Here is a 24,985-nt window from a genome sequence, read left to right as displayed (position 1 = left end):
CCCGAACGCGTCGGGGCCGCGACGCAGCGCGCCGGTAGCCTCGCCGACGTGCTGCGCCTGGTCTTGCCGAAGGGATCGTTGGAACGAGCCACGCTCGAGCTGTTCGAGGCCGCGGATCTCCCCGTCCTTCGGAGCTCGTCGGTCGACTACCAGGCGACGATCGACGATCCCCGGATCGAATCGGTGCGCATCCTGCGTCCCCAGGAGATCCCGACCTACGTGTCGGAGGGCCTCTTCGACATCGGGATCACGGGCCGTGACTGGGTGGAGGAGACCGGCAGCGTGGTGGAGAGCCTGGGCGAGCTCGCCTACTCGAAGAACACGACGCGGCCGATCCGGATGGTGGTGGCCGTCGCCGGCGACTCGCCCGCCGAATCGGTCGAGGACCTCCCCGACGGCGTGCGCGTCCAGACCGAGTACCTCGAGTCCACGCGCCGCTTCTTCGCCGACCGCGGCGTCGCCGCCGACATCCGGCTGTCCTACGGCGCGACCGAGGCCAAGATCCCCGACATCGCCGACTGCGTCGTCGAGATCACCGAGACCGGGCGTGCGCTGCGCGCTGCCGGGCTGAAGGTGATCGACACCATCCTCACCAGCTACACCGAGGTCGTCGCGAACCCGACGGCGTTCGCCGACCCCGACAAGCGCAAGGCGATGGACCAGGTGATGACCCTGCTCAACGGCGTGCTCGACGCCCGCGGCAGGGTCCTGCTGAAGCTCAACGTCGCCGAGGAGCGCAAGGCCGCCGTGCTCGAGGTCCTCCCGTCGATGAAGTCGCCGACGATCTCCGAGCTCGCCGGCGGCGGGTACGCCGTCGAGTCGGTCGTCGAGAAGCGGACGATCAACCTGGTCATCCCCGCCCTGCGCGAGGCCGGCGCGACCGATCTGCTCGAGATGCCGATCTCGAAGATCGTGCCGTGACCGAGCTCGGGCGCGCACGACGACGCCGGGGCACGGTCGCCGAGTTCGACGCCGGCTCGGGCCTCGGCGTCGTCGAGGCCGCCGACGGATCCCGGTACGCGTTCCACTGCGTCGAGATCGCGGATGGGTCGCGCGAGGTCGAGGTGGGCGCGGCGGTCTCGTTCGACCTGCTGGCGAAGTTCGGTCGCTACGAGGCGGCGCACCTCACCACGTGAGCGCAGGTGACGATCGCGCGGTCCGCGAGCGTCGGATCGTCGACGTGCTGATGGCGCTCGCGGAGGGGGAGGTGACCACCTACGGCGACGTCGCCGAGGTCGCCGGGTACCCGCGCCAGTCGCGCCTCGTCGGGCGGATCCTGTCGGTCACGAACCACGAGGTGCCGTGGTGGAGGGTGGTGAACGCCCAGGGACGCATCCGCACGGCGAACCCGGCCCGCCAGGCCGAGCTGCTCGCTGCGGAGGGGGTGCTGGTCACCGGCGGGCGGGTGCTCGACGCTCCGATCGGCCGCTTCGCCCGGATCGACTCCTGACCCGTCGCCCGTCCGAGGCGAACGCGACGGTGGCCGGTCGGGGAGCGGCCGTGGTCCCGCCGGGGCAGGCGGATCGTCGTCAGCCGCCGGTCGGCGGGACGTCGCCGCCCGGTGCGCCCGCCGTCTGCCCCTTGATCTGGACGAACGCGAGGCGGATGTTGTTCAGCGCGTCCTGCATCGTCGGGGTCTCCGGGCCGAGCCGGTCTCCGAGCCCGTCGACCAGGCAGGCGAGCGCGTCGATCGCGAGGGCGGCCTGGGGCAGATCGGGAGGATCCGCCGAGAGGTGGATCGCTCCGAGCTCGTAGAGGCCCATCACGTGGTTGGTCACGACGACCTCGGCGGGGACGGAGGCGAGCCGCGCCCGCGACTCCTCCATCGCCCGCTGGGCCTCGACGACCTCCTGCTGCTCCTCCGGGGACAGCTGCTCGAACTGGGCCTGCAGGTCGTCCAGGCCCGGGATCTCGAACGGGCTCGTGTCGTCGCCCCCCGGACCGCTGGTGGCCGGGTCTCCCGGTCGGGTGCTGTCGTCGCTCACGGGGGCGAGGCTAGCGACGCCGTGCCCCCGGCCCGGCCACGTGGTTTCGCCGACCGGGTGCGATAGCGTGGTCGGGCACAACTGAGGCGAAGTGGGAGAGATCCCCACCTGCACACGATCGGGTGTCGCGGGTACTGAGGCTGGGGCCAGGATCTGGTCGCTCCGCGGACTTCGCGTCGAGCACCAACGTCCACCACATGGGGAGGCCCACTTGCACAGGAGCGAAGTCTCATAGCACCGCGACGACCAGAACCGCGTGGCGATCAGCACCGCATCAACGACCGCATCCGCAGCCGTGAGGTCCGACTCATCGGGCCCGACGGCGACCAACTCGGGATCAAACCGGTCCCCGAGGCGCTGCGGATGGCCCGAGGGCTCGACCTCGATCTCGTCGAAGTCGCGGCACAGGCGAACCCGCCGGTGTGCCGCATCATGGACTACGGCAAGTTCAAGTACGAGGAGGACCAGAAGGCCAAGGAGGCCCGCAAGCGGTCGACCAACGTCTCGGTCAAGGAGGTCAAGTACCGCCCGAAGATCGGCAAGGGCGACTTCGACACCAAGACGCGCAACGTCATCCGCTTCATCGACGACGGTCACAAGGTGAAGGTCACCCTGCAGTTCCGTGGGCGGGAGATGGCCCACCCCGAGCTGGGCGCCAAGATCCTCGACGACGTGATCGAGGCGGTCGGTCCGGCCGCCAAGCTCGACAGCCGCTCCCGCCTCGAGGGTCGCTCGATGTCGATGGTGCTCTCACCGGACAAGCAGGCCCAGGAGGCCATCAGGAAGGCCGCCGAGAAGGCGCGAGACGAAGCCGACGGCGCCGACGACGGGGCCGCAGGAGCAGGAGGAGAATGACATGCCGAAGATGAAGACGTCCAAGACCGCGGCCAAGCGGTTCAAGAAGACCGGGGCCGGCAAGCTGCGCCGCGAGCAGGCGAACAACCAGCACCTGTTCGAGAAGAAGTCGTCGCGACGCCTGCGCCGCCTCGAGCGCGACGCCGACGTGCACCCCGGCGACGCGAAGAAGATCAAGCGCCTCCTCGCCGAGCGCTGAGCCCACAGGAGGAAGACGATGGCACGAGTCAAGCGCGGCGTCACCAAGACGAACCGCCACAAGAAGGTCCTGAAGCAGGCCAAGGGGTACTACGGCAACAAGAGCCGCTCGTACCGCGCGGCCAACGAGCAGGTCATGCGGTCGGGGCAGTACGCCTTCCGCGACCGTCGCGCCCGCAAGGGGGAGATGCGGCGGCTGTGGATCCAGCGGATCAACGCGGCCTGCCGGGAGAACGACATGAGCTACAGCCGCTTCATCGCCGGGATGAACGCAGCGGGCATCGAGGTGGACCGCAAGATCCTCGCCGACCTCGCGGTCACCGACACCAAGGCGTTCGCGACCCTCGTCGAGAAGGCGAAGGCGTCGCTGTAGCGACCGTCGCCGGCGCACGACGCCGCCGAGAGGACTCCACGACGGGCCGCACCCACGGGTGCGGCCCGTCGTCGTTCCCCGGGGGGCCTCCCCTGCGGGTCGTCACGTCCACGCCCGGTCGCCCCGGTCCCGATCGGTACGGTGCTTCCCATGGCGGCGCTGGCGATGTCGAACCCGACGGTGCGCGAGCTGCGCTCTCTGCTGTCGAAGCGCGCGGTCCGCCACGAGCAGCGGCGCTTCGTCGTCGAGGGCCCGGTGGCGACGGCGGAGGCCGTGGCGTCCGGCGCTCGATGCGTCATGCAGTTCGTCCCGGAGGCCAGCGGTTCCCAGGTCGACGGTGCCGGGGCGGTCCACGAGCTGGCGGCCGGGGTGTTCGAGCGGGTCGCCCCGACCACGTCGCCGCGCTCGCCGCTGACCGTGGTCGAGATGCCGGCGGTCGCCGACGACCTGCTGGCCGGTGCGGCGTTCGTCGTCGTCCTCGACCGGATCGCGGACCCGGGGAACCTGGGCACCGTGCTGCGCTCCGCCGAGGCGGCCGGTGCGGATGCCATCGTCCTCACGCCGGGATCGGTCGACGCGTTCAACCCGAAGGTCGTCCGCTCGTCGGCCGGTGCGATCCTGCACGTCCCGGTCGTCTCGGCCACCGTCGAGGAGGTGGCCGCAGCCGGGCTCGTCACGTTCGGGACGAGCAGCCACGAGTCGCCGGGTCGGGTCGTGACGACCCACGTGGACGCGGATCTGACCGGTCGGATCGCGATCGTCCTCGGCAACGAGGCGGCCGGGTTGGACGGCGCCGTCGGTGGTGGGGGCGGAGCCGGTGACGGGGGCGGTGGGGATGGAGCGATCGGAGGGGCAGGGCTCGATCCGGGTGGCGGCGACGACACCGTGGCCGCGTCGATCGAGCGATGGCTGACGATCCCGCACCGCGGGCGCAGCGAGTCGCTGAACGTCGCGATGGCCGCCACGGTGCTGGTGTTCGAGGCGGCCCGACAGCGCGACGACGGGCGCTGACGCGTCGCCGCGCCGTCGCCGGGTCCGCCGCACGGCCCGCGACCGCGGTGCGACGGGAAGGTCGTGGGGCGCCGGGGTGTCGCGCGGTACGCTCCTCGCCGTGAGCACGCGGTCGCAGCGATTTCCGTCCCCCGGCTGATCCGGGGAACGATCGCTCCTGCGTCACGTCCTGCATCAGACCGGGGTCGAACCGACACCATCGCACCGCCCGCCCGGAAAGGACCCCCGTTGATCTCCGACATCACCGCCGCACGCGACGCGGCGCTCGCCGACATCGCCGCTGCCTGCGCCCTCGACGACGTCGCGGCCGCATCGGCCCGCCACGCCGGCAGGAAGGGCCGGCTCGCCGGGCTCAAGAAGGGCCTCGGCTCGCTCGACTCGATCGAGGACCGCAGGTCGGCCGGCGCCGCGATCAACGAGGCGATCGCCGCCGTCGAGGTCGCCCTGGCCGACCGGCGGACCGAGCTCGCACGTGAGGCCACCGCCCGGCTCGTCGAGTCCGAGCGACTCGACCTCACCGAGCACGTCGTCGCACCCGCACGTGGGCGCGCCCACCTGGTCACCCAGGCGTGGGAGCGGCTGGAGGACGTCTTCGTCGGCATGGGGTTCCGCGTCGCCGAGGGCCCCGAGGTCGAGACCGACTGGCACAACTTCGAAGCGCTCAACATGGGGGAGGGGCACCCGGCGCGCGGGGAGTTCGACACCTTGTTCGTCGACCACGTCGCGCCCGGTGGCAGCGTCGGCTCGACCCTGCTGCGCACCCACACGTCCCCGGTGCAGATCCGCACGATGCTCGAGCAGGACCCGCCCATCCGCATCGTCGCACCCGGTCGCGTCTTCCGTCGAGACACCCCCGACGCCACCCACATGCCCGTGTTCCACCAGATCGAGGGCCTCGTCGTGGATCGGGGGATCTCGATGGCCGACCTCGCCGGGACGATCGACGCGTTCACCAAGTCGTTCTTCGGCCGGGGGTGGGAATCGCGGCTGCGGCCCAGCTACTTCCCGTTCACCGAGCCGTCGGCCGAGTTCGACATTCAGCGGCCCGACGGGTCGTGGATCGAGCTCGGTGGGTGCGGGATGGTCCACCCGAACGTGCTGCGCGCCGGCGGCGTCGATCCCGAGGAGTGGAGCGGGTTCGCGTTCGGCTTCGGCATCGACCGGATGGCGATCATGCGCCACGGGGTCGCCGACATCCGCGAGATGTTCGCCGACGACCTCCGCTTCACGGAGCAGTTCTCGTGAAGCTCCTGCTGTCGTGGCTGAACGAGTACGGCGACTTCGGTGACCCCACCGACCCGGACGCCGTGGCGCGCGTCGCCGCCGAGCTGACCGCCCTCGGCCTCGAGGTCGAGTCGATCGAGCCGGTCGGCGACACCGTCGAGGGCGTGGTCACCGCGAGGATCCTCCGGCTCGAGTCGCACCCGGACGCGGCCAAGGTGCAGCGCGTCCACGTCGATGCGGGTGACGGGGCGGAGCTCCACGTGTGGTGCGGGGCGGACAACATCTCCGAGGGCGACCTGGTCCCCCTGGCCACGTTGGGCACGACGATGCCCAGCGGGATGACGATCGAACGTCGGGGGATCCTCGGGATCGACTCGGAGGGGATGCTGTGCTCGGCGTCCGAGCTCGGCCTCGGCGACGACCACTCGGGCATCCGCATCCTCCCCGTCGACGCCCCGCTCGGGGTGCCCTACGGGACGGCGCTGGGCATCACCCCCGACGTGCTGATCGACTGCGACGTGACGCGCAACCGACCCGACTGCTGGGGCTACGTCGGCGTCGCCCGGGACCTCGCCGCACGGATGGGGGTCGAGTTCCGACCGCCCACGCCGTCGTTCCCGGCGACGGGTGAGCCTCGCTCGGCTCCCGTCGACCTCGTCGACGGTGACCGCTGCGCCCGATTCACCTCGACGGTGCTGTCGGGGGTGCGCGTGGGGCCGGGAGCGGAGTGGATGCAGCGTCGGCTGGCGGCGGCGGGGATGCGCCCGATCAGCAACGTCGTGGACGTCAGCAACCACGTCATGCTCGAGCTGAACCAGCCGAACCACGCCTACGACCTCGACGCGCTCGGGGGCGGGGGGTTCCGCGTCCGCGTCGCGCGCCCCGGTGAGCGCCTGACGACCCTCGACGGCGAGGACCGCGCGTTCGACACCGACGACCTGCTGATCTGCGACGCCGCCGATGCCCCGGTCGGCGTCGGCGGGGTGATGGGCGGGCTGGACTCGGAGATCTCCGACGAGACGACCACGGTGGCGCTCGAGGTGGCCTGGTTCGAGCCGGTCGGGATCGGACGCACGGTGGTGCGCACCGGTCTGCGCTCCGAGGCCTCGCAGCGCTTCGAGCGCGGCGTCGACCCGTACGGCGTTCCCGACGCGGTCGCCCGGTTCGCCGAGCTGCTCGCCGAGACCTGCCCCGACCTGGTCGTCCACGAGGGCGCGGTCGACGAACGCAGCGATCACCTCCCCGCTCAGGAGCGCACCGTCGAGGTGCGCCTCGCGAACGTCAACCGGATCCTCGGCACCGAGATGGTCGCGGACGACCTGCCCCGCCTGCTCGAGCCGATCGGGTTCACGGTGTCGGGCACCGGTGACGTCCGAGACGTCGCGCTGCCGAGCTGGCGGCCCGATTCGACGGCCGAGATCGACGTGATCGAGGAGATCGCCCGCCACCACGGCTACGACCGCATCGGGCGCTCCGTACCGACCTCGCCCGGCACCGGTGGGCTCACCGTCCGCCAGCAGCGTCGACGCCTCCTGCGCCAGGTGCTGCTCGGGCTCGGGATCTCCGAGGCGATGCCGAACCCGTTCCTCGCCCCCGACACCCTCGAGCGCGCCGGGTTGGCGGGCGAGGCCATCGCGATCACGAACCCGCTGGTGGCCGACGAGAGCGTGCTGCGCACCTCGTTGCGCCCCGGGCTGCTGCGTGCGATCTCGTTCAACGAGTCGCACCGTCGCACCGGTGCGCGCCTGTTCGAGATCGGCCACGTCTACCCGCCCGGTGACGGCGTGCTCCCGGCCGAGCACGAGGCGTTGACCGTCGTGCTGGCGGGGGAGGAGGCACCCGCGGCGATGGGGGTGTGGCGAGAGCTCACCTCGGCGCTCGGCGGTGGTGCGCGCATCGCCCAGGACCGGGTGCCGCCCGGTCTCCACCCGACCCGCTCCGCGACCCTCCAGGCGGGCAGGGATGGGCTGGGAGCGGTCGGCGAGGTGGCGCCGGAGGTGCTCGAGGCGTTCGACGTCGCCGCACGGGTCGCCATCCTCGAGGTCGACCTCGACCAGTTCCTCGCCCGCGAGCCCAAGCCCGCGCAGTGGAGGCCGACCAGCCGGTACCCGTCGAGCGATCTCGACCTGTCGTTCCGACTGGACGACGCGGTGACCGCGGAGAAGCTGGAGAAGGCGATCCGCCAGGGCGCCGGGCGCCACCTCGTCGACCTGCGCCTGTTCGACGTGTACCGGTCGGACCGGACGTCCGGGACGCGCTCGCTCGGGTACCGGCTGCGCCTGCAGGCCGACGATCGCAACCTCACCGAGGCCGACGTCGCCGACGTGCGGCGGTCGGTCGAGGCCGCAGCGACCCGGCTGGGCGCCGAGCTGCGGGGCTGAGCACGGGTCGTGGTCGCACCCGGTGAGACGGACCTCGACGTGATGCTCGCGTCGCTCGACGTGGAGCGGCGAGCCGACGCGTACACCTACGTCGAGGTCGAGTCGCCGTCGCCCGACCAGCTCGCTCGGGCTGCTGCCGTCGTCGACGAGGGGTCGTCGACCACGCTCGTGGTGAGGGTCGACGAGGCTCGCGAGGCGGGGTTCGAGATCGTGGTCGAGCTGGCGTGGTTGACGTTGACCGTGAACTCCAGCCTGGAGGCGGTCGGGCTGACCGCCGCGGTCAGCGATCGACTCACCCGGGCCGGGATCTCGTGCAACGTTCTCGCCGGGTACCGCCACGATCACCTCCTCGTGCCGGTCGCTCGTGCCGGCGACGCGATCGCCGCTCTCCGCGAGCGCTGACGATCGGCTCGCGCGCGCTCGATCCGACGGGTGGAGCCTCGGTGAGCCGCTCCGCGATCGACGTCGCGGCGTTGCGAGGATCCCGTCCACGTGGCTGCGACGTCGGTGTGGGCACGAACACGGCGGTGCCGTCCGAGGTGCGCTCGTTCCGGGCGCGGGTGCCGACTCGGAGACGTGGAGACCGCGGGCCAGGGCGCCCTCCTCGGGTGATGGCGTCGATGTGGGCGGGGGGTGGTGTGGGCGGTGTCGAGGGCGGCGGCCACGGCGGAGCGGGTCGAGGCGCGAACGGCCGGTCGCCGCGACGATCGCGAGTGCTCAGGTCTGCCGGTCGCCGAGCGGATCCCAAGCCGACCGGCTGACGCCGATGTGCGCGCCCTCGAGCCGGCCTCCGCGTCCGTACGTTCCAGCCTCCTCGAGCGTGGGCGACACCGGGCGCACGGCGCTCAGCGCCCGGTCACGGACGAGATGAGCTCGGCTGTCGCCACCGGCTCGTCCCAGAGGGGGAAGTGGCCGCTGCGACCGAAGAGGTGGAAGTCGGCGTCGGGGAACGCCGACCGCGCCCGTTCGGCCTGTCGGCGGGGAGGGGTGACCCGGTCCCGCCCTCCCCAGGCGATCATCATCCGGTTCGCGGCCGTGCCGGCGGGCATCCCGCCCTGACGTGGCCCGTGGACGAGGTCGTGCAGCACCTCGGCGAACACCGAGGTGCCGGCGAACTTGCGCAACTCGGCCAGGGCGAACTCGTGGCTCAGGCGCCACGGCCGTGCCGACAGCTGCACCAGCAGGGCTGACCTGGTCACGGGGTTGGATGTGAGGGTGGGAAGGAAGCGGTCCAGAGCGCCGACGGCGCGGACGCTCGTACCCAGCGTCCATCCCACGTAGCGGGCGCCGGCGTTCGACCAGAACCCGCCGGGGTCGAGCGCGACGACCGCCCCGCCGTGGCCCCGCCTGGCCAGCTCGAGCACGAGGCGGGCGCCGACGGAGCTGCCGACCAGATCCGCGTCGGTCAGCCCGGAGTCGGTGAGGAACTCGCCGAGTGCGTCCGCGAAGGTGGCGATGGTGTTGACCTCGAGGGGCGGTGTGTCGCCGTGGCCCGGGAGGTCCACGGCGACGACCTCGCGCTCCGCGACCAGGAGATCCGCGACCGGGCGCCACGACCCCGAGTCCGATCCGAGGCCGTGCACCAGCACCAGCGGCCGTCCCTGGCCTTCACGAACGACGTGCACGATCCACAGTCTTCTCACGTCGAGGCCGGCCCCAAACGTCGGCGCCCGGCACCGGGTGGTCGGTGGGCGCGGGTGGGCGTAGGGTTCGCCGATGGCTCGGTTGACGCTCGTCCGCCACGGGGAGGCCGAAGCCGGGTGGGACGACGCGGACGACCCCGGCCTGTCCGAGCTCGGGCACCGTCAGGCCGAAGCCGTCGCCGAACTGCTCGCTGCGCACGGCCCGCTGCCGATCCTGGTGTCGCCGAAGCGCCGCTGCCGCGAGACCGCGGCGCCGCTCGCCGAGGTGTGGTCGACCCAGGTGACGGTCGACGCCGCCGTCGGCGAGGTGCGCCACCCCGACGTCGCCGACCGGGGAGCGTGGTTGCGCGACCTGATGGCGGCCACGTGGAGCGACGCCGATGCGGACGCCCGCGCGTGGGCCGACGCGGTGGTCGAGCGGCTGGTGGCGATCGACGTCGACACGGTGGTGATGAGCCACTTCGTCGCGATCAACGTCGCGATCGGTCGCGCGACCGGGGTCGACGACGTGCTGTGCGTGCGCGTCGGCAACTGCTCGCGCACGGTCCTCGACACCGGCGGGGGGCGGCTCACGCTGGTCGTGCCCCCGAGCGCGGACGACGACACGACCGTCCTCTAGGGCGCGGCCGGTCCGTCCCGGTCGCCGTCAGTTCCAGCTGAGGTCGTCGGGGGCGAGCGCGAGCCAGGCGAGGCGGCCGGGCTGGCGGCGCAGCACCGTGTGCCACAGCTCGTCGGGTCGGTCGGAGAACACGTCGCCGATCTCGGCGTCGAGCACCAGCCACGCCCCCTGGGCGATCTCCAGCTCGAGCTGACCGGCGCCCCACCCCGCGTACCCGCGGAACACCCGCACGGCGTCGACGTGGGCGGCGACGAGCGCGGGGTCGGCCGACAGGTCGGTCGAGGCGATGACCCCGCTGATCCGGGTGAGGTGCTCGACCTCGTCGTCGCCGGGGGCCTTCGTCGTCGCGAGCCCGATCATCGCGTTGGTCTCGACCGGGCCGCCCTCGAAGATCGCCGACGGCGCGCTCTGCAGCTCGATCCAACGATCCAGCGGGCTCTCGAGGGCGCTCTCCGTCGGCCGGTTGATGACCAACCCGATCGCGCCGTCCTCGTGGTGCTCGAGGACGTAGATCACCGAGCGATCGAAGTTCGGATCGTCGAGCGGCGGGGTGGCGAGCAGCAGCCGACCCTTCGTCTGTGGCGAGGTCCCGAACACCCCGACAGTCTGGCCCGTCCTCCCGTCCGGTCCTCCGCGCGCACCTCGCTCGATGTCCGCAGCGACCCGCGCCCGCCTGTCGTGTCGGTCGGACGACCGTTAGCGTGAGCAGATCGTGGTGAGATCGTGGTGAGATCGTGGTGGTGAGATGGTGGTGAGATCGTGGTGAGCCGAGCGCTGCGCGACGGTGGGAGGGCGATCGTGGTCATCGTCGTCGCCTCGATCCTGGCCGTGGCGATCCTGCTGCTCCTCGTCTCGCGGGCGTTCGACTTCGCCTTCCCGTTCACCACCGACGAGGTCGACCGGTCGTCGCCGCCCCTGCTCACCGAGCTCTCCGATCTCGCCGAGCTGCGTGCCGCCGAGGCCCGGTTCCAGGTCGTCATCGACTCCGAGGACGACGTCCGCTTCGTCCCCGACTTCATCGCCGGCGAACGGGTGCAGTACCTGGCCGTGGGCAGCATCGACGCGACGGTCGACTTCTCCGATCTCACCGAGGACTCGATCGAGTACGACGAGGAGTCGGGCACGGCCGTCGTCCGCCTCCCGGCGCCGACGATCGGTCAGCCGGTGATCGACTTCGAGAACTCCGGGGTGATGAACCGCGACCGCGGCATCCTCGACCGCCTCGGCGGTGCCTTCGTCGACAGCCCGACCGGTGAGGAGGACCTGATCGTGGCGGCGAGCGAGCGGATGGTCGAGTCGGTGCCCGAGAGCGACCTGCTCGAGCGGGCGGAGCGCAACACCGAGGAGACCCTGACGACCCTGCTGTCGGGCGTCGGGGTCGAGTCCGTCGACGTGATCTTCGAGGAGCCCTCGAACCTCTGATCACGTGATCGGGGCTCGTCGGGCGCGAGGGCGTCGCCGAACGTTGTTGCATGATCATCCACGTTGTCGTATGGTCATGCAGCTATGAGCGAGCAGGCCCTCCGGGCGGGGATCGTCGGAGCCTCCGGCTACACGGGGGTCGAGCTGCTCCGCCTCCTCCACTCCCATCCCGGGATCGACCTCGCGGTCGCCACCGGGGACTCGCTCGCCGGGACGCGCGCCGCGGACGTCCACCCGTCGCTGTCGACCGCCTACCCCGACCTCGTCTTCTCGGCGGTCGATCTCGACGAGCTGCTCGAGCTCGACGTGGTGTTCCTCGGCCTGCCGCACGCCGCGTCGATGGAGATCGCCCCCCGCCTCGTCGGACGGGTGTCCGCCGTCGTCGATCTGTCGGCCGCGTTCCGCCTCAAGGACGCGACCGCCTACCCGACCCACTACGGCTTCGAGCACACCGAACCCGAGCTCCTCGCGTCGGCCGTCTTCGGGCTCCCCGAGCTGCACCGCGCCGAGCTGGAGGGGGCACGCCTGATCGCCACCCCGGGGTGCCACGTCACCGCGGCGACCCTCGCGCTGCGGCCTCTCGTGGCCGCCGGGTTGGTCGAGCCCGACGGGATCGTCGTCAACAACGTCACCGGGATCACCGGTGCCGGCCGCACCCCGTCCGACACCAACGTGTTCTCCAACATCGATTCGAACGTCGTGGCGTACGGCCTGCTCGGGCACCGGCACACCCCGGAGATGGAGCAGGAGATCGGCGCCAGGGTGAGCTTCACCCCGCACCTCGTGCCGATGAGCCGGGGGATCCTGTCCACCTGCGCCGCCCGCCCGACCGCGGGGTGCAGCGCTGACGCCCTCGAACGTGCGCTGCTCGACGCCTACGCCGACGAGCCGTTCACCACGGTCGTCGAGGCGCCGCCGGCGACCAAGTCGGTCCTCGGCTCGAACGCCGCCCACGTCGGCGTCCGCTTCGACGAGCGCACCTCGACGGTCATCGCGATGTGCGCGATCGACAACCTGACGAAGGGCGCGTCCGGCGGCGCGCTGCAGGCCGCGAACGTGGCGCTCGGCCTCGACGAGACCGCCGGTCTGGCCTCGATCGGCCTGGCCCCGTGAGCGCCCTCGACGCCGCCGGCCAGCGCGCCGAGACCCTGGTCGAGGCGCTGCCCTACATCCGTCGCTTCTCCGGCAAGACGGTCGTCGTGAAGTACGGGGGCAACGCCCTCGCCGGCACCTCCGACCACGACGCCCTCGCCCTGTTCGCCGAGGACATCGTGATGATGCGCCTGGTGGGGATGCGGCCGGTCGTCGTCCACGGCGGCGGGCCCCAGATCTCGGCGCTGATGAGCCGGCTCGGCAAGTCCACCGAGTTCGTCGACGGCCTGCGCGTCACCGACGCCGAGACGGTCGGGATCGCGCGCATGGTGCTCAAGGGCCAGGTCAACCCCCAGCTCGTCGCCGCGATCAACGTCCACGGCAACTACGCGGTCGGCGTGTCGGGGGTCGACGGGGGCCTGATCCGCGCCGAGATGCGCGACCCCCGCCTCGGCTTCGTCGGCGACGTGACGGCGATCAACCCCGGCGTCGTCGAGGGGCTGCTCGACGACGAGTTCGTCCCCGTGATCGCGACGATCGGGTCGGACGCGACGGGCCAGGCGTTCAACATCAACGCCGACACGGTCGCCGGTCGGATCGCCGAGGCGCTCGGGGCGGAGAAGCTCGTGTACCTCACCGACATCGAGGGCCTGCGGTCCCGGGTCGAGGATCCCGGCAGCCTGATCCGCCAGACCACCGCCGCCCACCTCGACGAGCTCGTCGCCGACGGCACGATCGGAGGGGGGATGATTCCGAAGGTGGCGAGCTGCCAGCACGCGGTGCGCAACGGCGTCCGCCGCGCGCACATCCTCGACGGTCGCATCGCGCACGTCCTGCTCCTCGAGCTGTTCACCGACGACGGGATCGGCACGATGGTCGTCGCCGACGACGATGCCGACGACGTCGACGACACCGCTCACGAGACGACCGCCCGAGCCCGTGCGCCGAGCGACGTCGCGTCGCCCGACCCGACGCCGTCCTGATCCGCTCGGGACGACGACGCGCCCGCCGGTCACCCGTCCGCCGGAGCACGATCCGCCACGTCGCCCGCCCGCCCACCCGCCGCCCATCCGACCCACGCCAGCGAGGCCGCCCCGATGTCCACCTCACCGTCCCACTCGTTCCACCACGCGCCGATGGACCACTGCCCGTTCATGCCGGTGTTCGGGCCGCCGCCGATCATGTTCGACCGCGGCGTCGGCACCGAGCTGTGGGATTCCGACGGCAAGCGCTACCTCGACTTCCTCACCGGGCTCGCCGTCGTGTCGGTCGGACACTCGAACCCCACCGTCGCCGAGGCGATCGCGGATCAGGCCGAGCAGCTGATGCACGTCTCGAACTTCTTCGCCAACCCGGTCGCGACCGAGGCCGCGGTGAAGATCAACGGGCTGCTGCGCGACGCCACCGGCCACGCCGGGCAGGTGTTCTTCACCAACTCGGGAGCCGAGTCCAACGAGTGCGCGCTCAAGCTCGCCCGCAAGCACGGCGGGCGGGGTCGCCACACCGTCGTCAGCGCCCTCGCCAGCTTCCACGGCCGCACGCTCGCGACCCTCGCCGCCACCGGCCAGCCGACGAAGCACGAGCCGTTCCAGCCGATGCCCGAGGGCTTCCGCCACGTCCCCTACGGTGACATCGACGAGATGCGGTCCGCCGTCGACGGCTCCGTCGCCGCCGTGATCATCGAGGCGATCCAGGGGGAGGGAGGGGTCCACCCGGCCGGCGTCGAGCACCTGCGCGCCGTGCGCGAGCTGTGCGACGACGTGGGTGCGCTGCTCATCCTCGACGAGGTGCAGACCGGGTTCGGCCGCACCGGTCGCTGGTTCGGCTTCGAGCACGCGGACATCGCCCCCGACGTCGTCACGATGGCCAAGGCGATGGGCAACGGGATGCCGGTCGGTGCGTGCTGGGCGCGTGCCGACGTCGCCGCCGCCTTCGAACCCGGTGATCACGGCAGCACCTACTCGGGGACCGCGATCGCGTGCGCGGCGGTCAACGCCACGATCGACGAGATGCAGCGCATCGACGCACCGCGTCGCGCGACCGAGCAGGGGGCCCGGCTCGTGCGCGCCCTCGAGGGCGTGGCCGGCGTGACCGGGGTGCGCGGGAGCGGGCTGATGCTCGGTGTCGAGCTCGCCGACGGCCTCGACGCGAAGCGTGCCTACCTCGACCTGCTCGACGCCGGCCTCGTGGTGAACGCGATCGACCCGACCACCATCCGGCTCCTGCCGCCGTTGACCGTGTCCGACGACGAGATCGACGAGGCGGTCGAGATGATCGCCGACGCGCTCGCCGACCAGCGCGAGGACCTGGCCTCGTGACGCGGCACCTGCTCGACGTCACCGACGTCACCGCCGCCGAGGTGCGCGAGATCCTCGACCTCGCGGAGACCCCGATCGACGCGCTCGGCCGGCCGCTCGCCGACCAGGGCGCGGCGCTCGTGTTCGAGAAGCCGTCCAACCGCACGCGCCACTCGATGGAGATGGCGGTCGTCCAGCTCGGCGGGCACCCCGTGCACACCCGTGGCGAGGAGGTCGGCTTCGACGTGCGCGAACCGGTCGAGGACGTGGTGCGCATCCTCGCCGGCTACCACGCCGTGATCGCGGCGCGGGTGTTCGACCACACGGTGCTCACCCGTGCCGCCGCGGCGCTCGACGACGGCGGCCACGGCGCGACCGCGCACGTGGTGAACATGCTCTCCGACGTGTCGCACCCGCTGCAGGCGTTCGCCGATGCGCTCACCATGCGCCAGCGGCTCGGGGAGCTGCGGGGCAGGACCGTCGCGTACGTCGGCGACTACGCCAACGTCGCGCGCTCGCTCGCGGAGATCTCGCTCCTGCTCGGGATGCGGGTGCGCCTCGCGGCGCCACCCGGCTACGACGCCGACGACGCCGAGCTCGATCGGCTCGCGATGATCGGCGGCGGAGACGTGGTGCAGTTCACCCGCCCCCACGACGCGATCGTCGGCGCCGACGCCGTGCACACCGACACCTGGGTGTCGATGGGCCAGGAGGCCGACGCCGAGGTGCGTCGGCGCGCCTTCGACGGGTGGACGGTCGACGCCGAGATGATGGGCGCGGCGTCGGCGGACGCGGTGTTCATGCACTGCCTGCCGGCCTACCGCGGCTTCGAGGTGTCGGCCGACGTGATCGACGGGGAGCGCTCGGCGGTGTTCCAGCAGGGCCACAACCGGATGCACGCGGCACGGGCCGTGCTCGCCTTCCTCCTGCGCGACGGCTCCGGTGCCGAGGTCGCGGCGTGAGCGCGAAGGTGCAGCGCCAGAGCGCGATCGCGCGGATCGTCGGCGACCACGAGGTCACCAGCCAGCCCCAGCTCATCGAGCTGCTCGCGGCGGAGGGCCTCGAGGCCACCCAGGCGACGGTGTCGCGCGACCTCGACGACATCGGCGCGGTCAAGGTGCGCGTCGCGAGCGGCAACACCGTCTACGCGATCCCCGAGTTCGCCCCCGACCGCCTCGCCCCCCTCGATCAGCTCCGCCGGGTGATGGGGGAGTGGGTGGCGGAGGTCGCGTGCTCGGGCAACCTGGTGGTGCTGCGCACCCCGCCCGGGTGCGCCCACGTCGTCGCCTCCGCGCTGGATCGCGGCCGGGTGGAGGGCATGATCGGGACCGTCGCCGGTGACGACACGCTGGTGTGCATCTCGGCGGACCTCGACGGATCCGCGCTGGCCTCCGACCTGCGCGACCTCGCGGGGATCGACTGACGCCCCGCCACCGGCGCGGGAGGAGAGGAACCGATGGATCTCGACGACGAGCACGAGTTCGCACGCGACGCGCACCTGCCGCCCCAGGCCACGACGCTGTGGCACGGGAGGTTCACCGGCGGGCCGTCGGAGTCGCTGCTCGCCTACACGGTGAGCCTGCCCTACGACCAGCGGATGTGGAGCGACGACATCGCCGGGTCGTGCGCCCACGTGCGGATGCTGGCTCGCGTCGGTCTGCTCGACGGCGCGGAGCGCGACGCGATCCTCGCGGCGCTCGATGCGGTCGGCGCCGAGATGGCATCGGGGTCGTTCGCGTTCGTCGAGAGCGACGAGGACATCCACACCGCGATCGAGCGGCGGGTGACCGAGATCGCCGGCGCCGCCGGCGGCAAGCTGCACACCGCGCGCAGCCGCAACGACCAGGTCGCGACCGCGCTGCGCCTGTGGTGCAAGCGCGAGCTGGGCGACGTCGCCGTCCGCCTGGTCGAGATGCAGGAGGCGCTGCTCGACCAGGCGATCGGCGCGGGCGACGCCTACCTGCCCGGCTACACCCACCTCCAGCGGGCGCAGCCGGTGCTGCTCTCGCACCACCTGATGGCCCACGGCTGGGCGCTCGGGCGTGACGTGTCCCGACTCGTCGACGCGCTGCGACGCCTCGACGTGTCGCCGCTCGGAGCGGGCGCCCTCGCCGGGTCGTCGCTGCCGATCGACCCGGTCGGGACCGCACGCGACCTCGGCTTCGCGAAGGCGTTCGACAACAGCCTCGACGCGGTCAGCGATCGGGACTTCGTCGCCGAGGCGGTGTTCGACCTGGCGATGATCGGCATCCACCTGTCGCGCATCGGCGAGGAGTGGGTGCTGTGGACGTCGGGGGAGTTCGGCTTCGCCCGCCTCGACGACGGCTACGCGACCGGGTCGTCGATGCTCCCGCAGAAGAAGAACCCCGACATCGCCGAGCTGGCGCGGGGCAAGAGCGGACGCCTGATCGGCAACCTGACGGGGCTGCTCTCCACCCTCAAGGGCCTGCCGATGGCGTACAACCGCGACCTGCAGGAGGACAAGGAGCCGCTGTTCGACTCGGTCGAGCAGGTGACCCTCGCCGTGGCGGCGCTGACCGGGATGATCGCGACGGCGACCTTCGACACCGGACGCATGGCGGCGGCGGCGGACGAGGAGTCGATGGCCGCGACCGACCTCGCCGAGTTCCTCGTTCGTGGGGGGACGCCGTTCCGCGAGGCCCACGCGATCGTCGGTGCCCACGTGCAGGCGAACCTGGCGGGGAAGGGGTCGCTCGCCGACCTGGTCCGCGCCGACGAGCGCCTCGGTGCCGAGGCCGCGGAGCTGGTCCGCCCGGGGGTGGGGGTGCGGATGCGCTCGTCGCGTGGCGGTGCGGGCCCCGCCGCGCGCGACGCCCAGATCGAGTCGTACCGGGCGATGCTCGCCGACGAGATCGGCACCCTGCGGACCCTGGTCGATCCGGGCTGACGGACGGCTCCGCACGGTGAGCGATCGCGACGACGGCGGCGTGCGCCGGCTCGGGCGCGCCTGGTTCGGCCGCGACGCCCCCGTCGTCGCCGCCGAGCTGCTGGGCAAGCTGATCGTCCACGAGCTGCCTGCCGGGGATGGCGGGCGTGCGGCGGGGCGCATCGTCGAGGTGGAGGCGTACACCGAGGACGACCCGGCGAGCCACACCCACCGGGGTCGCACGCCGCGCACCGAGGTGATGTTCGGGCCCCCGGCCCACCTCTACGTCTACCTGAGCTACGGCATCCACGCCTGCGCGAACGTGGTCACGGGGCCCGACGGCGACGGCCAGGCCGTGCTGCTGCGCGCGGTCGTGCCCGTCGAGGGAGTCGAGGCGATGCGCGCCCGGCGCGGCGGCCGTGGCGACCGCGCCCTCGCGGACGGGCCGGGGAAGCTGACCCAGGCGCTCGGGATCGAGCTGCGCCACGACGGCCACGACCTCGCCGGTGAGGGGTCGACGCTGTCGATCCTCGACGACGGCGTCGACCCACCGACGACCCCGGTGGTCGGCCCGCGCGTCGGCATCACGCGGGCGACGTCGACGCCGTGGCGGTTCCGGGTTCCGTCCGGGTGATCCGTCGGGCGACGACCAGCGGGCCGATGCCGACGGCGAGCGTCGACGCGACGACCACGATCACCACGGCGGGTCCGACGCGATCGACCAGGAGGCCCGTCGCGGCCGGGACCCCGATCGCTCCGACGTTCGCCGCGAGCAGCTGCCACCCGGCGACGCGCGATGCCAGACGGGTCCCGACGCGACCGGCCGTGCGTGCCGCCAGGGTCGGCACCACGGGAGCGACGCAGGTGCCCGCCGCCGTGGTCGCGACGACGACGAGACCGACCGGCGCGACCGACGCGGCGACGACGGCGGCGAGCGCGGCGACGACCAGCACCACCAGCCCGAGCCGATCGACGAGCGCCCGGAACGGACCCCAGGCGAGGCCGAGGCGGCCGGCCGTCGTGCCTGCCCAGTACCCCGACACCCCGATCGCGGCCGCGCCGTCGGAGATCGAGCGTGCCTCGGTGAGGTAGGTGAACCCCCAGTTGCCGAACGTCACCTCGGCGGCGACGAAGAGGGCGAACACGGTGAGCGACACGACGACGCCCGGTGCGGGCCGACCCCTCGCGGCGGCCGACCCGGCAGCTCGACCGCGGGTGGTGCGCCCGGGATCGGTCACCGATCCGCCCGCGTCGTGTCCGTGGTCGGCGTCGTCGCGCTTCTCCCGGTCGCCGTCGTCGGGCGGGAGCGGCCACGACCTGCGCACCGCGACGGCCGGGACGACGGCCGCGCCGGCGAGCATCGCGGCGAGGACGAACGACCACCGCCAATCGGGGACCACCGCCACGGCCAGCGGCCCGATCGTGGCGCCGACCCCGTACGCGCCGTGGATCAACCCGGAGTCGCCGACGTCGCCGAGCGTCGCCACGACACCCGCGCCGAGCGAGTCGAGCAGACCCGAGACCACCCCCACCCCGACGATCCCGACCAGGAAGGCGGCCCAGCGCGTCGCTCCCGCCACGACGAGGTCGGCGGCGATCAGGCACCCGAGCGAGGCGACGAACGCGGTCCCCACCCCGACGCGACGCCCCACGACCCGGCCCGATCCCGAGGTCGACATGCGGGCCAACCCGTAGACGAGCGAGACGAGGCCGAGGGTGCCGAGCGACTGCCCGAAGCGGTCGCGCACGTCGGGCCACACCACGCCGACCATCGCGATCGGCGCCGCGAACGAGCCGAAGGTGAGCGCCGCCGATCCGACCACCGCCCGGGGACGCCCGCCGGGGACGGGAGCGACCGACACGGCGAGGGACCGTACCGCCGCCGCGCGCCGCCCCGGACCCCGCCGCGTCGGTCCCGGTCGTCTACCGTTCGGGACGTGCAGGACTTCGCCGGTCGGATCGCCGTCGTCACGGGGGGTGGCACGGGGATGGGCCGCGAGCTCGTCGTGCAACTCGCCGAGGCGGGAGCGCACGTGTCGACGTGCGACCTGTCCGAGGAGGCGATGGCCGAGACCGCATCGCTCGCACGTGCGGCGGCTCCGGCCTCGGACGTGCGGATCTCCACCCACCGGTGCGACGTCTCGGACGAGGCGGCGATGGCGGTGTTCCGCGACGAGGTGCTCGACGCCCACGGCGGCGACCACGTGAACCTGCTGTTCAACAACGCCGGCCTGAGCGGCGGTGGATCGCTGTTCACCGACAGCCGCGACTCGTGGGACCGGTGCTTCGACGTGTGCTTCGGCGGGGTCCGGTGGGGGACGCTCGCCTTCCTCGACGCCCTCGTCGCGGCGGACGAGGCGCACATCGTCAACACCTCGAGCGTCAACGGCTTCTGGGCCTCGATCGGATCGGACCGCCCGCACACCGCGTACTCAGCCGCGAAGTTCGCGGTCAAGGGGTTCACCGAGGCGCTGATCACCGACCTCGCGGTCAACGCGCCGCACGTTCGGGCGTCGGTCGTGATGCCCGGCCACATCGGGACCTCGATCGTCGGCAACTCGGTCCGCTTCGGCCACCGGGACCTGACCCCCGAGGAGCGCGAGGCGGCGATCGCCGCCGACCGGATGTTCCACGACCTGGCTCCGATGAGCGCGGCCGCGGCCGCGACCGTGATCCTCGACGGGGTGCGCGCCGATCGGTGGCGCATCCTCGTCGGCGACGACGCCCACGCTCTCGACGCAGCCGTTCGGGCGAACCCCGAGACGGCCTACGACCCCGGCTTCGGCGACGTGCTGTTCGCCGAGATCCGCGCCGCCACCGAGGCGCTCGGCGAGGCCGCCGACGACGCCCTCGCCGACGGTTCGGCCGACGACGCCGCGCGAGACGGATCGTGAGCGCGCCGTGACGCCGGAACCGCTCAGGTTCGCCGTCGCACGTGCCGATGGACGGGAGTGACCGATCTGCGCCGTCCGGCATCCGTCCGTCCCTCCGACCCCGCCAGCGCGGAGCGAGCGGACGTGACCGGCCCGCCCGTCGACCGCGACCTGTGGCCGTCGCTCTTCGGCGAGATCCGTCCGCTGCTCCCCGGCAGCATCGAGGTCGCCGAGACCGACGACGTCTTGGAGTACGGGCACTTCGCGACCGGGATCTGCGTGTCGCTGCGCCTCGCGTCGGCGTGCGTCGTCGTCTCCGCGTCGTCCGAGCTCCTCGATCCGTCGTCGACGTCGGAGCTGATGAGCGAGGTCGCGCACCGCGTCGAGACGCTCGTCGAGCGCCCGGCCGAGCGGATCGACGCGCACTCCGCGGGATCGACGGGTGTCGACCACGCCTACGTCGTCGTCGGCGACGGTGGTGAGCGCCCCACCTCGTCACGCCCGGTGATGCTCGCCGCGCTGCCGTCGTACGACCGGCGCGGGGCGTCCGACACCGCCCCGGTCGGGCGCCGGCGCTGGTTCGGTCGCGACCGCCGCCGCTCCGGCTGAGCCACCGCGGTCAGAGACCTCCCCAGCGGGGCGGGCGCTTGGCCACGAACGCCTCGCGCGCCTCGGCCACGTCACCGGTCGACGAGCACATGATCTGGGTGCGGTTCTCGATGTCGAGGGCGTGGCGCAGCGACGGCGAGTCGATCGTCTGCCACATCGTCTCCTTGGTCATCCAGGTCGCGAACGGCGCGTTCGAGCGGATGAGCCGGGCGGTGTCGAGAGCCCGCTCGACCGGGTCGTCGTCGAGGGCGGAGAGCAACCCGATCCGGTCGGCCTCGTCGGCGTCGAAGATGCGCGCGGTGAGCAGCAGCTCGGCCGACCGGGACGCTCCGACCAGGCGCGGGAGGAAGTAGCTCGTGCCCATGTCGCAGTTGGACACGCCGATGCGCAGGAAGACCGCGCCGAAGGTCGCCGCCGGCGAAGCGGTGCGCACGTCGCACGCGAGCGCCATCGCGAAGCCGCCGCCGACGCACGGGCCGTCCACCGCGGCGATCCACGGCTTGCGCGAGCGGTGGATCCGCTCGTGGAGCGAGGCCAGGTGGTCCTGCCACATGAAGCCCGCGACCGTCGGGCGGACTCCCTCGGCACCGGGCGCGGCGCCCTGCTCCTGGAGGTCGAGACCGGCGCAGAACCCCCGTCCGGCGCCGGTGAGCACCACGGCGCGCAGCTCGCGGTCGAGGTCGACGGCATCGACGATGCGCTCGAGCTCGCCGATCATCGTCGCGTCGATCGCGTTCAGCCGGTCCGGGCGGTCGAGGGTGACGAGCGCGATGCCGTCGTCCACGTCGTCGACGACGACCCTCGTCAGGTCGTCGAGCCCGGCCGGATCGTCACGCAGCGCCATGCGGATCGACCGTAGCGAGGATCCGCCGGCTCAGCGCCAGTGGATCCAGTAGCCGTGGGGGTGGCAGGTGCCGAGGTGCTCGACGCGACGGGTCCCGTCGCGCCAGGTGACCCGGGTGAGCGCGGTCCGCTCGCGATCGCCGAGGTCCGTCGCGTGGGGCAGCTCGGGCGTCTGCGCCGGCGATTCGGCGAGCACCCACGTCAGGTCGATGTCGACGCCGATCCGGTCGAGCGCGCCGACGAACCCGATCCGTCGCGACGGGTCGAGGTAGCTGAGCACCCAGGTCGTGGTGACGACCGGGTGGCCTGCGTCGGCGACCGCCGCGACGACGGGGCCGAGGTCGTCGACGGCGTCGCCTCGCACGACCCGCGGCGGGTGCTCGCGTGCCACGGCGATGGCAGCGCGCAGGCGACGGGAGCGGTCGGCCTGATCCGGCCAGCAGCAGGCCTCGAGCCACCGGGCGTCGTCGGGGTCGGCGAGGTCGACGGGACGGCTGTCGATGCCGACGGCCGTCGCGACCCGCGGGACCTCGTCGACGTCGGGCCCGCCACCGCGGGTGGAGCACGGGATCTCGACCGGGGAGCGGCCGATCGGGGGTCGGTCGTCGAAGCGGTACGCGTAGCGGTCGAGGAGGGTGTTCAGCCCGGCGCTCGTGCCGACGTCGACGTGGCACAGCGCGCCGACGTCGGCGGCGATCGGCGCCATCGCCGCGACGAGGACGGCGCAGCGCCCCACCTCGTTCGTCTGCACCCGTCGCCCCCCGACCAGGTCGAGCACCGCGGCGGACCGCTCGCCGACGAAGGTCCGCAGCACCGGTGCGAGCTCGGGGTCAGCCGGGTCGCGCGGCGACTCGGTGAGGTTCGGGTACCAGGCCGCGAGGGGGTGGTGTGCGTCGCCGAGCACGAGGAAGTGGATCGCGGCCAGCAGCAGCACCGGGGTCCGCTGGCCGACGGGGGCGTGGCCGAGGAGCCCCGCGAGCGCGGCGTCGTCCGCGATCGCCGTGCTCAGCGCCGAGTTCAGCGGTGCGCGCGGCATCGAGGTCTCCGCGAGCGAGCGGAACCGGCGCACGAGCTCGGCGTCGTCCCAGGGGTCGCGCACGTCGCGACAGTAGCGTCGCTGCCCATGGCGCTCGTCGACGACGACCTGATCTCCGACCTCGAGGCGCGCGGCCTCGTCCACGACTCGACCGACCGCGAGCACCTGCGGGCCCGGGTCGCGGAGGGCCCGGTCGGCATCTACTACGGGTGCGATCCCACCGCGGACAGCCTGCACGTGGGCAACCTGATCGGTCTCGTGATGCTGCGCCGCTTCCAGGACGCCGGCCACCGGGCGATCGCGCTCGCCGGTGGCGCGACCGGGATGATCGGCGATCCCAGCGGACGCTCCGAGGAGCGCAACCTGCTCGACGACGCGACGCTCGACCGCAACGTCGCCGCGATCAAGGCCCAGATCGGGCGGGTCGTCGACCTCGACGACCCGGCCCGCGGCGTGCTGGTCGACAACCGCGACTGGACGCAGCCGATCACGATCCTCGACTTCCTGCGCGACGTCGGCAAGCACGTCACGGTGAACCAGATGCTCGCTCGCGAGAGCGTCAAGGTGCGCATCGCCTCCGAGCACGGCATCAGCTTCACCGAGTTCAGCTACATGCTGCTCCAGGCCAACGACTACCTGTGGCTGCACGACCACCTCGACTGCGTCGTGCAGGTCGGGGGGTCCGACCAGTGGGGCAACATCGTCTCCGGCGTCGACCTCGTGCGCCGGACCCGTCGCACGGCGGTCCACGCCTTCTCGTGGCCGCTGCTGACCGCGGCGGACGGCTCGAAGCTCGGCAAGACGACCGGGGCGCGCACCTGGCTCGACGCCGACCGCACGAGCCCGTACGCGCTCCGCCAGCACTGGATGCAGGTCGCGGACGACGACGTGCGTGCGCAGCTGCTGACCTTCTCGCTCCGCCCGGTGGCCGAGATCGAGGCGATCGTCGCCGAGCACCTCGAGGCGCCGCATCGACGGACGGCGCAGCGAACCCTGGCCGATGACGTCGTCGCCCTGGTGCACGGCGCACCGGCCGCGCGCGCGGCCACGGAGGCGGCCGACCTGCTGTTCACGTCCGACCCGACGGGCGCGTCCGAGCCGGCCCTCGAGACGCTGGCCGCGGAGATCGGGATCACGCGCGTCGAGCGGGCCGAGCTCGGCGATCCGGTCCCGCTGCTCGTCGAGACCGGGCTCGCGTCCTCCAACGGTGACGCGCGTCGCAGCCTCGAGCAGGGCGCGGTGGGCGTCAACGGCGACAAGATCGACGCGAACACCCTGCTCAGCGACCTGCAACCGCTCCACGGACGCTTCCTGCTGATGCGCAAGGGGAAGAAGGTCCACCACCTCGTCGAACTTTTTTCCTGAGCGGGTTGTGCGACCAGGGGTGCAGCAGTAACTTGGTTCTCCGCCTCACGGAGGGAGTTCCCACCGGAAAGGCGAGCGGCATCAACGCCCGCTGGAGACATCGTCCCAGCACCGAGCGCATGCCCGAGCTTCGGCTCCTTGAAAACGGAAGAGAAGACAGAACGCCAGTGCGGGCAGTCCGGTCGGCATCCCTCGGGGTGCTGCGAGAGACTGTCTGTCAATTTCGCTGTCGGCCTCCCAGCCGGCAGCAACACGGTAACCGGTCGGGCCCC

At 72.5% G+C, this 24,985-nt stretch carries 28 protein-coding genes; 22 read left to right on the top strand and 6 right to left on the bottom strand.

Annotation, left to right across the window (positions count from 1 at the left end; all coding sequences use genetic code 11):
- The first annotated feature begins 48 nt into the window (after positions 1-48).
- From hisG to ACOOHC_RS10615, 3 genes are read left to right on the top strand one after another with little or no spacing between them, the layout of a single operon-like run.
- Positions 49-921, top strand: a complete 873-nt coding sequence (gene hisG / locus ACOOHC_RS10625) for an ATP phosphoribosyltransferase (RefSeq protein WP_420450377.1) — start codon at positions 49-51, stop codon at positions 919-921.
- The gene (locus tag ACOOHC_RS10620; protein ID WP_420450376.1) at positions 918-1,136 is read left to right on the top strand and encodes a cold shock domain-containing protein; all 219 of its coding nucleotides are present in this window, start codon (positions 918-920) and stop codon (positions 1,134-1,136) included. Before hisG ends, ACOOHC_RS10620 begins: the two co-directional genes overlap by 4 nt.
- The gene (locus ACOOHC_RS10615; protein ID WP_420450375.1) at positions 1,133-1,450 is read left to right on the top strand and encodes an MGMT family protein; all 318 of its coding nucleotides are present in this window, start codon (positions 1,133-1,135) and stop codon (positions 1,448-1,450) included. The genes ACOOHC_RS10620 and ACOOHC_RS10615 overlap by 4 nt, the downstream gene beginning before the upstream one ends.
- 79 nt (positions 1,451-1,529) lie before the next feature.
- On the opposite strand, the gene ACOOHC_RS10610 is transcribed toward ACOOHC_RS10615, so the two are convergent.
- Positions 1,530-1,985, bottom strand: a complete 456-nt coding sequence (locus ACOOHC_RS10610; protein WP_420450374.1) for a hypothetical protein — start codon at positions 1,983-1,985, stop codon at positions 1,530-1,532.
- A 231-nt stretch (positions 1,986-2,216) separates the two neighbouring features.
- On the opposite strand from ACOOHC_RS10610, the gene infC reads away from it, so the two are divergent.
- The 7 genes from infC (at position 2,217) to ACOOHC_RS10575 (ending at position 8,429) form a co-directional block, all read left to right on the top strand.
- A complete protein-coding gene (gene infC / locus ACOOHC_RS10605; protein ID WP_420453790.1) occupies positions 2,217-2,840 on the top strand; it encodes a translation initiation factor IF-3 in 624 nt (207 codons plus the stop codon).
- 1 nt (position 2,841) lies between these two features.
- On the top strand, positions 2,842-3,039 hold the full coding sequence (rpmI, locus tag ACOOHC_RS10600; RefSeq protein WP_420450373.1) for a 50S ribosomal protein L35: 198 nt from the start codon (positions 2,842-2,844) through the stop codon (positions 3,037-3,039).
- Positions 3,040-3,057: 18 nt separating this feature from the next.
- The gene (rplT, locus tag ACOOHC_RS10595; protein ID WP_420450372.1) at positions 3,058-3,411 is read left to right on the top strand and encodes a 50S ribosomal protein L20; all 354 of its coding nucleotides are present in this window, start codon (positions 3,058-3,060) and stop codon (positions 3,409-3,411) included.
- A 150-nt stretch (positions 3,412-3,561) separates the two neighbouring features.
- Positions 3,562-4,422, top strand: a complete 861-nt coding sequence (locus ACOOHC_RS10590; protein ID WP_420450371.1) for a TrmH family RNA methyltransferase — start codon at positions 3,562-3,564, stop codon at positions 4,420-4,422.
- Between the two features lie 228 nt (positions 4,423-4,650).
- Positions 4,651-5,667, top strand: coding sequence for a phenylalanine--tRNA ligase subunit alpha (gene pheS / locus ACOOHC_RS10585; protein WP_420450370.1), 1,017 nt, complete (start codon positions 4,651-4,653; stop codon positions 5,665-5,667).
- Positions 5,664-8,027: a phenylalanine--tRNA ligase subunit beta gene (gene pheT / locus ACOOHC_RS10580; protein WP_420450369.1), complete on the top strand. Its 2,364-nt coding sequence runs from the start codon at positions 5,664-5,666 to the stop codon at positions 8,025-8,027. Before pheS ends, pheT begins: the two co-directional genes overlap by 4 nt.
- A gap of 9 nt (positions 8,028-8,036) precedes the next feature.
- Positions 8,037-8,429, top strand: coding sequence for an ACT domain-containing protein (locus ACOOHC_RS10575; RefSeq protein WP_420450368.1), 393 nt, complete (start codon positions 8,037-8,039; stop codon positions 8,427-8,429).
- A 443-nt stretch (positions 8,430-8,872) separates the two neighbouring features.
- On the opposite strand, the gene ACOOHC_RS10570 is transcribed toward ACOOHC_RS10575, so the two are convergent.
- Positions 8,873-9,652, bottom strand: a complete 780-nt coding sequence (locus ACOOHC_RS10570; RefSeq protein ID WP_420450367.1) for an alpha/beta fold hydrolase — start codon at positions 9,650-9,652, stop codon at positions 8,873-8,875.
- A 91-nt stretch (positions 9,653-9,743) separates the two neighbouring features.
- Here ACOOHC_RS10570 and ACOOHC_RS10565 point away from each other — a divergent pair, with 91 nt between their 5' ends.
- Positions 9,744-10,289 carry a histidine phosphatase family protein gene (locus tag ACOOHC_RS10565; protein ID WP_420450366.1) on the top strand — a complete coding sequence of 182 codons (546 nt, stop codon included), beginning with the start codon at positions 9,744-9,746 and terminating at the stop codon, positions 10,287-10,289.
- A gap of 27 nt (positions 10,290-10,316) precedes the next feature.
- Here the strand turns inward: ACOOHC_RS10565 and ACOOHC_RS10560 are convergent, their stop codons facing one another.
- On the bottom strand, positions 10,317-10,886 hold the full coding sequence (locus tag ACOOHC_RS10560) for a YqgE/AlgH family protein (RefSeq protein ID WP_420450365.1): 570 nt from the start codon (positions 10,884-10,886) through the stop codon (positions 10,317-10,319).
- Positions 10,887-11,048: 162 nt separating this feature from the next.
- Between ACOOHC_RS10560 and ACOOHC_RS10555 the strand changes: the two genes are divergently transcribed.
- From ACOOHC_RS10555 to ACOOHC_RS10520, 8 genes are all read left to right on the top strand, one after another.
- A complete protein-coding gene (locus tag ACOOHC_RS10555) occupies positions 11,049-11,711 on the top strand; it encodes a DUF4230 domain-containing protein (protein ID WP_420450364.1) in 663 nt (220 codons plus the stop codon).
- 84 nt (positions 11,712-11,795) lie between these two features.
- Entirely contained in the window at positions 11,796-12,824 is a 1,029-nt protein-coding gene (gene argC / locus ACOOHC_RS10550) for an N-acetyl-gamma-glutamyl-phosphate reductase (RefSeq protein WP_420450363.1), read from the top strand.
- Positions 12,821-13,786 carry an acetylglutamate kinase gene (gene argB, locus ACOOHC_RS10545; RefSeq protein ID WP_420450362.1) on the top strand — a complete coding sequence of 322 codons (966 nt, stop codon included), beginning with the start codon at positions 12,821-12,823 and terminating at the stop codon, positions 13,784-13,786. Before argC ends, argB begins: the two co-directional genes overlap by 4 nt.
- Before the next feature lie 114 nt (positions 13,787-13,900).
- Positions 13,901-15,121 carry an aspartate aminotransferase family protein gene (locus ACOOHC_RS10540; RefSeq protein ID WP_420450361.1) on the top strand — a complete coding sequence of 407 codons (1,221 nt, stop codon included), beginning with the start codon at positions 13,901-13,903 and terminating at the stop codon, positions 15,119-15,121.
- The gene (locus ACOOHC_RS10535) at positions 15,118-16,062 is read left to right on the top strand and encodes an ornithine carbamoyltransferase (protein WP_420450360.1); all 945 of its coding nucleotides are present in this window, start codon (positions 15,118-15,120) and stop codon (positions 16,060-16,062) included. Before ACOOHC_RS10540 ends, ACOOHC_RS10535 begins: the two co-directional genes overlap by 4 nt.
- Positions 16,059-16,523, top strand: coding sequence for an arginine repressor (gene argR / locus ACOOHC_RS10530; RefSeq protein ID WP_420450359.1), 465 nt, complete (start codon positions 16,059-16,061; stop codon positions 16,521-16,523). Before ACOOHC_RS10535 ends, argR begins: the two co-directional genes overlap by 4 nt.
- Before the next feature lie 33 nt (positions 16,524-16,556).
- A complete protein-coding gene (gene argH / locus ACOOHC_RS10525) occupies positions 16,557-18,008 on the top strand; it encodes an argininosuccinate lyase (protein ID WP_420450358.1) in 1,452 nt (483 codons plus the stop codon).
- A 16-nt stretch (positions 18,009-18,024) separates the two neighbouring features.
- A complete protein-coding gene (locus ACOOHC_RS10520; RefSeq protein ID WP_420450357.1) occupies positions 18,025-18,621 on the top strand; it encodes a DNA-3-methyladenine glycosylase in 597 nt (198 codons plus the stop codon).
- On the opposite strand, the gene ACOOHC_RS10515 is transcribed toward ACOOHC_RS10520, so the two are convergent.
- Positions 18,572-19,849 carry an MFS transporter gene (locus ACOOHC_RS10515; RefSeq protein ID WP_420450356.1) on the bottom strand — a complete coding sequence of 426 codons (1,278 nt, stop codon included), beginning with the start codon at positions 19,847-19,849 and terminating at the stop codon, positions 18,572-18,574. The two genes, ACOOHC_RS10520 and ACOOHC_RS10515, sit on opposite strands and share 50 nt — an antisense overlap.
- A gap of 75 nt (positions 19,850-19,924) precedes the next feature.
- Between ACOOHC_RS10515 and ACOOHC_RS10510 the strand changes: the two genes are divergently transcribed.
- Both ACOOHC_RS10510 and ACOOHC_RS10505 read left to right on the top strand, forming a co-directional pair.
- Positions 19,925-20,881, top strand: a complete 957-nt coding sequence (locus ACOOHC_RS10510) for an SDR family NAD(P)-dependent oxidoreductase (protein ID WP_420450355.1) — start codon at positions 19,925-19,927, stop codon at positions 20,879-20,881.
- A gap of 123 nt (positions 20,882-21,004) precedes the next feature.
- The gene (locus ACOOHC_RS10505) at positions 21,005-21,469 is read left to right on the top strand and encodes a hypothetical protein (RefSeq protein WP_420450354.1); all 465 of its coding nucleotides are present in this window, start codon (positions 21,005-21,007) and stop codon (positions 21,467-21,469) included.
- A 10-nt stretch (positions 21,470-21,479) separates the two neighbouring features.
- Here the strand turns inward: ACOOHC_RS10505 and ACOOHC_RS10500 are convergent, their stop codons facing one another.
- Both ACOOHC_RS10500 and ACOOHC_RS10495 read right to left on the bottom strand, forming a co-directional pair.
- Positions 21,480-22,313, bottom strand: coding sequence for an enoyl-CoA hydratase/isomerase family protein (locus tag ACOOHC_RS10500; RefSeq protein ID WP_420450353.1), 834 nt, complete (start codon positions 22,311-22,313; stop codon positions 21,480-21,482).
- A 30-nt stretch (positions 22,314-22,343) separates the two neighbouring features.
- Positions 22,344-23,411, bottom strand: a complete 1,068-nt coding sequence (locus ACOOHC_RS10495; protein ID WP_420450352.1) for a DUF2332 domain-containing protein — start codon at positions 23,409-23,411, stop codon at positions 22,344-22,346.
- A gap of 24 nt (positions 23,412-23,435) precedes the next feature.
- Between ACOOHC_RS10495 and tyrS the strand changes: the two genes are divergently transcribed.
- Positions 23,436-24,713, top strand: coding sequence for a tyrosine--tRNA ligase (gene tyrS, locus ACOOHC_RS10490; protein WP_420450351.1), 1,278 nt, complete (start codon positions 23,436-23,438; stop codon positions 24,711-24,713).
- Positions 24,714-24,985: the final 272 nt, after the last annotated feature.

Source organism: Ilumatobacter sp. (assembly GCF_965215205.1).
Taxonomy (GTDB): Bacteria; Actinomycetota; Acidimicrobiia; order Acidimicrobiales; family Ilumatobacteraceae; genus Ilumatobacter_A.
Note: the sequence above shows the minus strand (reverse complement) of the source record. Positions and strands in the feature narration are given on the sequence as shown.

What these genes read in the sequence shown, in the direction of transcription:
- rpmI (WP_420450373.1), top strand. Translation starts at nt 2,842, where the DNA reads ATGCCGAAGATGAAGACGTCCAAGACCGCGGCCAAGCGGTTCAAGAAG.
- rplT (WP_420450372.1), top strand. Translation starts at nt 3,058, where the DNA reads ATGGCACGAGTCAAGCGCGGCGTCACCAAGACGAACCGCCACAAGAAG.
- ACOOHC_RS10590 (WP_420450371.1), top strand. Translation starts at nt 3,562, where the DNA reads ATGGCGGCGCTGGCGATGTCGAACCCGACGGTGCGCGAGCTGCGCTCT.
- ACOOHC_RS10565 (WP_420450366.1), top strand. Translation starts at nt 9,744, where the DNA reads ATGGCTCGGTTGACGCTCGTCCGCCACGGGGAGGCCGAAGCCGGGTGG.
- argC (WP_420450363.1), top strand. Translation starts at nt 11,796, where the DNA reads ATGAGCGAGCAGGCCCTCCGGGCGGGGATCGTCGGAGCCTCCGGCTAC.
- ACOOHC_RS10540 (WP_420450361.1), top strand. Translation starts at nt 13,901, where the DNA reads ATGTCCACCTCACCGTCCCACTCGTTCCACCACGCGCCGATGGACCAC.
- argH (WP_420450358.1), top strand. Translation starts at nt 16,557, where the DNA reads ATGGATCTCGACGACGAGCACGAGTTCGCACGCGACGCGCACCTGCCG.
- ACOOHC_RS10500 (WP_420450353.1), bottom strand. Translation starts at nt 22,313, where the DNA reads ATGGCGCTGCGTGACGATCCGGCCGGGCTCGACGACCTGACGAGGGTC.
- tyrS (WP_420450351.1), top strand. Translation starts at nt 23,436, where the DNA reads ATGGCGCTCGTCGACGACGACCTGATCTCCGACCTCGAGGCGCGCGGC.